General features: G+C 63.2%; 8 protein-coding genes. All 8 read right to left on the reverse strand.

Translation table 11 applies throughout. The features are described 5' to 3' along the window. The coding region (locus AC1DSN_RS15515) for a DNA gyrase subunit A (protein WP_477331527.1) at nucleotides 1-192 on the reverse strand (192 nt) is incomplete at its 3' end. Nucleotides 193-331: 139 nt separating this feature from the next. Then, nucleotides 332-745, reverse strand: coding sequence for a GtrA family protein (locus AC1DSN_RS15520; protein WP_477294702.1), 414 nt, complete (start codon nucleotides 743-745; stop codon nucleotides 332-334). Next, nucleotides 742-1,755, reverse strand: coding sequence for an S-methyl-5-thioribose-1-phosphate isomerase (mtnA, locus tag AC1DSN_RS15525; RefSeq protein ID WP_477294704.1), 1,014 nt, complete (start codon nucleotides 1,753-1,755; stop codon nucleotides 742-744). Before mtnA ends, AC1DSN_RS15520 begins: the two co-directional genes overlap by 4 nt. A gap of 57 nt (nucleotides 1,756-1,812) precedes the next feature. Beyond that, nucleotides 1,813-2,664 carry a hypothetical protein gene (locus tag AC1DSN_RS15530; protein WP_477294706.1) on the reverse strand — a complete coding sequence of 284 codons (852 nt, stop codon included), beginning with the start codon at nucleotides 2,662-2,664 and terminating at the stop codon, nucleotides 1,813-1,815. A gap of 68 nt (nucleotides 2,665-2,732) precedes the next feature. After that, nucleotides 2,733-3,227, reverse strand: coding sequence for a DUF2165 family protein (locus AC1DSN_RS15535; RefSeq protein ID WP_477294708.1), 495 nt, complete (start codon nucleotides 3,225-3,227; stop codon nucleotides 2,733-2,735). A gap of 5 nt (nucleotides 3,228-3,232) precedes the next feature. Further along, nucleotides 3,233-4,300: a class III poly(R)-hydroxyalkanoic acid synthase subunit PhaC gene (locus tag AC1DSN_RS15540; RefSeq protein WP_477294710.1), complete on the reverse strand. Its 1,068-nt coding sequence runs from the start codon at nucleotides 4,298-4,300 to the stop codon at nucleotides 3,233-3,235. Next, nucleotides 4,297-5,226 carry a poly(R)-hydroxyalkanoic acid synthase subunit PhaE gene (locus AC1DSN_RS15545; RefSeq protein ID WP_477294712.1) on the reverse strand — a complete coding sequence of 310 codons (930 nt, stop codon included), beginning with the start codon at nucleotides 5,224-5,226 and terminating at the stop codon, nucleotides 4,297-4,299. The genes AC1DSN_RS15540 and AC1DSN_RS15545 overlap by 4 nt, the downstream gene beginning before the upstream one ends. A gap of 112 nt (nucleotides 5,227-5,338) precedes the next feature. After that, nucleotides 5,339-7,423 (reverse strand): polyribonucleotide nucleotidyltransferase (pnp, locus tag AC1DSN_RS15550; RefSeq protein ID WP_477331529.1); only part of this gene is annotated, 2,085 nt, incomplete at its 5' end.

Genomic DNA, 7,423 nt, shown 5'->3' on the forward strand with positions numbered 1-7,423 from the left:
CTTGTACGGCTTGTTCCAGGAGTTGCTCAGCTCGTTCATGGCGAACAGCACGCGTCGATGTACCGGCTTAAGGCCGTCGCGCACATCGGGCAGTGCGCGCCCGACGATGACGCTCATCGCGTAGTCGAGATAGCTCTGACGCATCTCGTCTTCGATGTTGACGCGGATGACTTCTTTGGCGAGTTCTGCCATCAATCGGCTTCCTGGATGTCTAACAATAGGCCCCCGCCGGCCGCGCGATTCGCGGTATCGCGACGCGGCCGACCCAACCCGTCGATGGTAGCACAACGGGCGTCGAAAAGACAGCTAAAAGGTGTTCTAATTCAATGACTTACGCAGGTGTTTTGGCGGCGCGGTAAAGCAGTGTCCTGGCGAACAGGAAATTCGCCACGGAGCCCCCTACCGAGCCTGCCGCCACGGCCACCGCGGGCCACGCGCGGAGCGCCGGAAATGCCTGGAAAACGAGAACGTAAACCCCGTTGTTGATCACCGCGCCGACGGCCATCAGGCCCATCCAGCGAAGCCACTCGGAACCCTGGCTCTGGCCCGAGTCACGCTGCGCGAACGTGTGGTTGCGGTTCCACCACCAGGTAACGCTCGCGGCGCTGAGGAACGATACGATGCGCGCCGTGTACACGCTCCAGTCCGCCAGGCGGACCAGAGCCTGGGCGATACCGGCGTCGACGATGAAGCCGAGCAGGCCGCCCACCGCGAACAGGGCCACCTCACGGCGCAGACGGCTCACGGAAACAGGATCCGCATCTGCTCCTCGTCAGGCTTGAGGATCACCCCGCGCTCGGTGACGATGGCATCGATCAGCTCGGCCGGGGTCACGTCGAACACTGGGTTCCAGGCGTCGGCACCCTCGATCACGGTACGCGTACCGGCAATCGACAACAGTTCCGTTGCGTCGCGCAACTCGATCTCGATGTCGTCACCGGTCCCCGTTGCCATGTCGACGGTGGTCGACGGCGCCACGACCATGAACTTCACGCCATGGTGGCGTGCGGCGATGGCCAGTTGGTAAGTGCCGATCTTGTTGGCGGTGTCGCCGTTGGCCGCGATGCGATCCGCGCCGACGATGACCCATCTCACCTTGCCGTCTTTCATGAGGTGCGAGGCGGCGGAATCGGCGATGAGCTTGGCGGGGATGCCGTCTCGCACCAGCTCCCACATGGTCAGGCGGGCACCCTGCTGCCAGGGACGCGTCTCGCCGGCGTAAACCTGCTCGATATTGCCCATGGCGACACCGGCACGAATCACGCCCAAAGCCGTACCGTATCCGGCGGTGGCAAGCGAACCGGTGTTGCAGTGCGTGAGCACGTGCGAACCCGCTTCGATCAGCGAGGCGCCGAGTTCGCCCATGTGACGGTTGGCAGCGAGGTCTTCATCCTGGATGGCCTGCGCTTCGACTTCCAGTGCGGCGGTATCAGCGCCTGCAAGCACGCGCCTGTTCATGCGGTCCAGCGCCCACATGAGGTTCACTGCCGTGGGGCGCGCAGCGCGCAACGTGGCCATGGAAGCGGCGAGATCCTCACCCGTTTTCGCAGCCAGCACGACGCCCCATGCCGCGGCGATACCGATCGCGGGAGCGCCCCGCACGGCGAGGTCGCGGATGGCGCGAGTGACGTCATCGGCGTTCACGCAATCGAACCAGATTTCTTCCGCCGGGAGGCGACGCTGGTCGAGCAGGCGGAGACGGTCGCCCTGCCACTGCACGGCGCGAATGGAGTCGTGGGAGGTGGTGATGTTCATCTCCCGATTATCGCACGGCGTCCCGGCATGYGGCCGGTCCGCCGTGCCTACGCCTGCCTAGGTCCTGGACTTCAATGTGTGGACCAAGTCACGACGGACCAGGTGCACACCATAGACCTGGTTAGGCCCCAGCAAGGCGTCCATGCGTACGGTGACGAAGCCGCCGGACTCCTCCAGGATCTGCCCCCGGAATGACATCTCGGCAGGCTGCGTGTAGATGCCGATCCCGCCGAAGCGCTCACCGCAAAGCCAGAGCGTGCCGACGTTAACGGCACGCCCCTGCTTGGGTAACGCGCCGGACAAATCGCGCTGCATCAGGCTGGCGAGCGCTGCCGCCCCTTCGTTGAGTTCGGTGTTGAATGTCGCGCGCGCCGCGTCGTCGAGCTTCATGAATCGCGCTTCGGCGATGGGCGTCGGGAGGTCATAGGTGTAGCGCCCAATCCAGGGCTGGGCGCCGTGCGATTCCACCTGGTAGACCAGCGCCATGCGGAACCTTCCGTCGGTACCGTGCTCAACGTAGACGTACGGATGCACAGTGTAGGTCGCCGATGCGCCACGATCGGGCATGCCGGCCTCCGAAAGCGCCGCAGCCACCGTCGGCATGGGATCGATATCGAACACCGAATGCTTGTACTTCTCGGCCATCTCACGTGTCTTCGATTCGACCCGCAGTCCTCCGAGGATGGGTCCCAGGAAGATGCTTCCACCCTCGTTCTGCATGACGATGTACTGTGACGTACCCACGTGCGCCGCAGGAGCCGGAAGTTGCCCGGACGCCGGCACCTGGGCAACCGTGGTGATCGAAATCGAACTCACGGGTAGCGCCGTCGGCGGCCTCATCGCCGGCCCGGCACACCCAGACAAAACCAGTGCGCCGGCCATGAGCCACGCGTATTTCAAAGCGTTCATGAATCCCCCATCCCTGTTCAGGCGGCTCCCTTGCCGCTGGCGGAGTATGCCACGCGCCTACGCCGCTGCTATTGCGGTTCGGAATCAGCCTGATTGACGAAAATCAGCACCCCGATGATTGCCATGTAGAACCGGAAGGCCCCTTCCTGCCCATTCCACGCCTTCGATTGCCACATGGCAAACCACTCCCCGCCAACCACCATGAAGCCGAAGAACCAGACCACGAAGCCGAGGGCGCAGCCGGCGACAACCCAGCGTTTGGCCGCCTGAAAGAGGTGTGTCGATTGGTTGCGGGCACGCCAGAGGGCGAAGCTTCCGATAAGGAGCAATACGCCCGTCGCTGCCTCGCCCGCAATGATGAGAACGTAACCGGCGTGCCACATCCATGGCCGGACGATCGCCCTTTCCAGCAACGCGTTGCCCGGAAAGGTCGTATCCATCGACAACACATGCTGCACGAAGGCGAAGTTCGAGCCATAGTCGATGAGGTTGTCGTACGCCACGACCAGCGCAAAGGCCGCCAGCGTCAGCGAGAGAAGGATTTTGGCCAGGCGCGCATTCATGCCAACTAACGGCTGGCGAGCCAGTCATGGATGGCAGGCGGCACCTGGGCCTGGGCACGACCGGAAACGTAGATCCCGATATGGCCGCCCTTGAAAGCGAGCGCGGTGTAATCCTTGCTGCCAATGACATCGCCCATGGGCGTGGACGCAGCCGGCGGCACGAGGTGATCCTGCTCGGCGTAGATGTTCAGCACCGGGTGGGTGATCTTCTTCAGATCGATCGCCTTGCCACCGATGTGCGCCTCACCCTTGATCAGCTGGTTCTTCTGGAAGAAGTCGCGAGCGAACTCGCGAAACGCCTCACCCGCCTGGTCGGGTGAATCGAAGATCCACTTTTCCATGCGAAGGAAATTCTCGACTTCCTTCGGGTTGTCGAGGATGTCCACGAGGCCGACGTACTTCTGCTGGTTCAGACGAACTGGCTTCAGCGTGAGGTAGGCGAAGTTCATGACATCGGCCGGGACATTGCCGTACGTATCCACAAACAGGTCGATGTCGATATTTCGCGCCCAATGCGAAAGCATGTTGTCGGGCGTATGGAAGTCCACCGGCGTCACCATGGTGACGAGGTTGCGAACCTTTTCCGGATGCAGGGTGGCATAGCAAAGCGAGAACACACCGCCCTGGCAGATGCCGAGCAAGTTGAGCGATTCAATCGCGTGGCGCGTCCGAATCACATCGATGCAGCGATCCAGGTAGCCGTCTATATAGTCTTCCAGAGTCAACCAGCGATCGGCGCCGTCGGGATAACCCCAGTCGATGAGATACACATCCTCGCCCTGGGCGAGCAGGTTGCGCACCATGGATCGATCTTCCTGCAAGTCGACCATCCACGGCGTGTTGACCAGTGCGTAACAGATCAGCAGGGGTGTCTTGGCACTCGGCTTCTTCGTGCCCTTGAAATGCCAGAGCGTGAGCTTGTCTTCGGTATACACGGCCTCGCGCGGCGTGGTGCCGAGCTCGATCGGCCCCATGTGCTTGAGCGTTTCCATTCCGGCTTCGAGCTTCCGGCGAAACGCTTCGACTTCGGCCCGCGCGCTCTCGGGGTCGAACGAAAACGGATTGCCGTTCATCGCGCCCTGCCCTTCTTCGCAGCCGTCTTACCGGCTCGCAGCGTCGCCACTTCAGCACGAAGCGCCTCGACCTCAGCCACCAGCCCATGCATCTGCCGCAACTCCCGACGCATCGCCTGCAATCGCTCGCCAAGACTGTCCACTTCGGTACGCGTAGGCATGCCAGCCTGGCGCGTCACGCGCTCGACCTGTTTCTGCTGCAGCACTTTCAGGCGCATCTGCGCGTTCACGAGCGACGCATATACCTCGCGGAATTCGTTGGATAACGCAGCCTCACCGTAGTTTTCCTCGGCAAGATTTACCCATCGGTCGTAAACCGAACGCATGGACTCCGCGTCCGATGGTGCGGGCTGCTCGCGAAGCGCGGCGCCTGCACGGTCGTTCACGCCCTGCAGCAAAGCCTGGAACCGCGCGTAGTGTTCCGCATAGTCGATCCATGCGCGGAACAAGGCCTGCTGCTCTTCCTGCTGTTCGCGTGTGAGACCGAACGTCGGCATCGACAGCGTTTCGCGCGCCACGCGCGCCCACTCGTCGAACTGTTCGGTACCCGGTTGTGGCATCTCGGCGCCGGACGGCGGACCGTAGCCATACGCCGCGGCGCCTGGTGGCGGCCCGTAGCCGAACGGTGCGGAGCCACGCGGGAAGGCGCCCGGCGGCCCATAGGGCGAAGGCCCCGCTGTGCCCGGGCCGCCAAAGGGAGGCACGCCCCCCATCGCAAATGGCGCCGCCCCGGGTTCGCCGGCGGCCATCGAGCGCATCCAGTCGCCATAACCGCTCAGGCCGCTGAACATCCGTCCCATGATGTCAGCGGACGGCGACGCAGCCGCGCCCTGACTTGCGGGATCGAACTGGCGCGACCAGGTTTCCAGCCCCGCGCGGACGAAGGCCTGGTACTGATCGATGAAATCGTTGGGCTTATCGGACATGGGGTAATCGTACCGCGTGGAGGGCCTCAGGAAGCTGTAGGAGCCTGCCAGATGAACGACAAAGCCCGGCGTCTTGCGACGCCGGGCTTTGTGAGTACAGCTTGAAGCAGGCTTAACCGGTGACGTTTTCGTCTTCGGTAACGGCCTTCATCGACAGGCGGATACGGCCCTGCTTATCGACTTCGAGGACCTTGACCTTGACGATGTCGCCTTCCTTGAGCTTGTCCGAGACCTTCTCGACGCGCTCGCTGGAGATCTGCGAGACGTGAACGAGACCGTCCTTGCCCGGCATGATCGTGACGAAGGCGCCGAAGTCCATCAGCTTGGCAACCTTGCCCTCGTAGATACGGCCCGGCTCGACGTCCGAAACGATCTGCTCGATGCGCTTGCGCGCGGCTTCGGCGGCTTCGCGGTTGACCGACGCGATGACAACGTTGCCGTCATCGGTGATGTCGATCGTGGTACCGGTCTCTTCGGTGATCGAGCGGATGGTCGCGCCACCCTTGCCGATCACTTCGCGGATCTTGTCCGGGTGGATCTTGATCGTGAGCAGGCGCGGTGCGAACTCGCTCATTTCCGAGCGGGCTTCGGTGATGCACTTGGCCATTTCGCCGAGGATATGCAGGCGACCACGCTTGGCCTGGGCCAGCGCCGTGCGCATGATCTCTTCGGTGATGCCGTCGACCTTGATGTCCATCTGCAACGCGGACACGCCATCGGCGGTACCGGCTACCTTGAAGTCCATGTCGCCGAGGTGATCTTCGTCACCGAGGATGTCGGAGAGCACGACGAAGTCGTTGCCTTCCTTCACCAGGCCCATGGCGATACCGGCAACAGCCGACTTCAGCGGAACGCCCGCGTCCATCATGGCCAGCGAAGAACCGCAGACCGAAGCCATCGACGAGGAGCCATTCGACTCGGTGATTTCCGAGACGACGCGGATCACGTACGGGAACTCTTCGATCGTCGGCTTGACAGCCTGCACGCCGCGCTTGGCGAGACGGCCGTGGCCGATTTCGCGACGCTTCGGGCTACCGACGCGACCGGTTTCACCGACCGAGAACGGAGGGAAGTTGTAATGGAAGAGGAACGTGTCCTTCCACTCGCCTTCCGGCGCGTCGATGAGCTGCGAGTCACGGGTGGTGCCGAGCGTGGCAACGACCAGGGCCTGCGTCTCACCGCGGGTGAAGAGCGCCGAACCGTGCGTGCGCGGCAGGACGCCGACGCGCACCGAGATCGGGCGGACGTCGTCGAGCTGGCGGCCGTCGATGCGGACCTTCGTGCTGAGGACGCCGTCGCGCAGGGTGCGGTACTCGACTTCGCCGAAGGCGTTGCCGATGTCTGCGTCGGTCCAGCCATTGGCTTCGGCGTTGGCAGCGATGGCCGTCTTCACGTCGCTCTTGAGCGCGCTGACGACGTCACGACGGGCGAGCTTGTCGCGGATCTGGAAGGCTTCGGTGAAACGGTTGCCGACAGCGGACTTGACCGCGTCGAACAGCGCCGTCTTGGCGACCGGAGCGTCCCACTTGAACGTCTTGACGCCGGCTTCGGCGACGAAGGCGTTGATCGTGTCGATCGCGAGCTGCATCTGCTGGTGACCGAACACCACCGCGCCGAGCATGACGTCTTCGCTGAGCAGCTTGGCTTCCGACTCGACCATCATCACGGCGCTGGAGGTACCGGCCACGACGAGGTCGAGGTCGGAGGTCTTCAGCTGGGCGGCGGTCGGGTTGAGGATGTACTGGCCATTCGCGTAACCGACGCGAGCCGCACCGATCGGACCCTTGAAGGGCACGCCGGCGAGACGCATCGCGGCTGAAGCACCGATCAGCGCCGGGATGTCACCGTCGACTTCCGGGTTCAGCGACACGACCTGTGCGATGACCTGGATTTCGTTACGGAACTCTTCCGGGAACAGCGGACGAAGCGGACGATCGATCAGGCGCGAAGTAAGCGTTTCCTTCTCGGTCGGACGGCCTTCGCGCTTGAAGAAGCCACCCGGGATACGACCCGCGGAGTAGAACTTCTCCATGTAGTCGACCGTGAGCGGGAAGAAGTCCTGGCCGTCGCGCGCCTTGGGGGCAGCGACGACAGTGACCAGAACGACAGTGCCGCCCATGCTGACCATGACTGCACCGGAGGCCTGGCGGGCAATTTCGCCCGTCTCCAGTGTGACTTCGTGACTACCGTACTGGAA

Source organism: Luteibacter sp. P4_D7_3 (assembly GCF_056401735.1).

Bases quoted from the DNA above. Each gene is read 5' to 3' on its own strand.
- mtnA (WP_477294704.1), bottom strand. From the start codon at position 1,755: ATGAACATCACCACCTCCCACGACTCCATTCGCGCCGTGCAGTGGCAG.
- AC1DSN_RS15530 (WP_477294706.1), bottom strand. From the start codon at position 2,664: ATGAACGCTTTGAAATACGCGTGGCTCATGGCCGGCGCACTGGTTTTG.
- AC1DSN_RS15535 (WP_477294708.1), bottom strand. From the start codon at position 3,227: ATGAATGCGCGCCTGGCCAAAATCCTTCTCTCGCTGACGCTGGCGGCC.
- AC1DSN_RS15540 (WP_477294710.1), bottom strand. From the start codon at position 4,300: ATGAACGGCAATCCGTTTTCGTTCGACCCCGAGAGCGCGCGGGCCGAA.
- AC1DSN_RS15545 (WP_477294712.1), bottom strand. From the start codon at position 5,226: ATGTCCGATAAGCCCAACGATTTCATCGATCAGTACCAGGCCTTCGTC.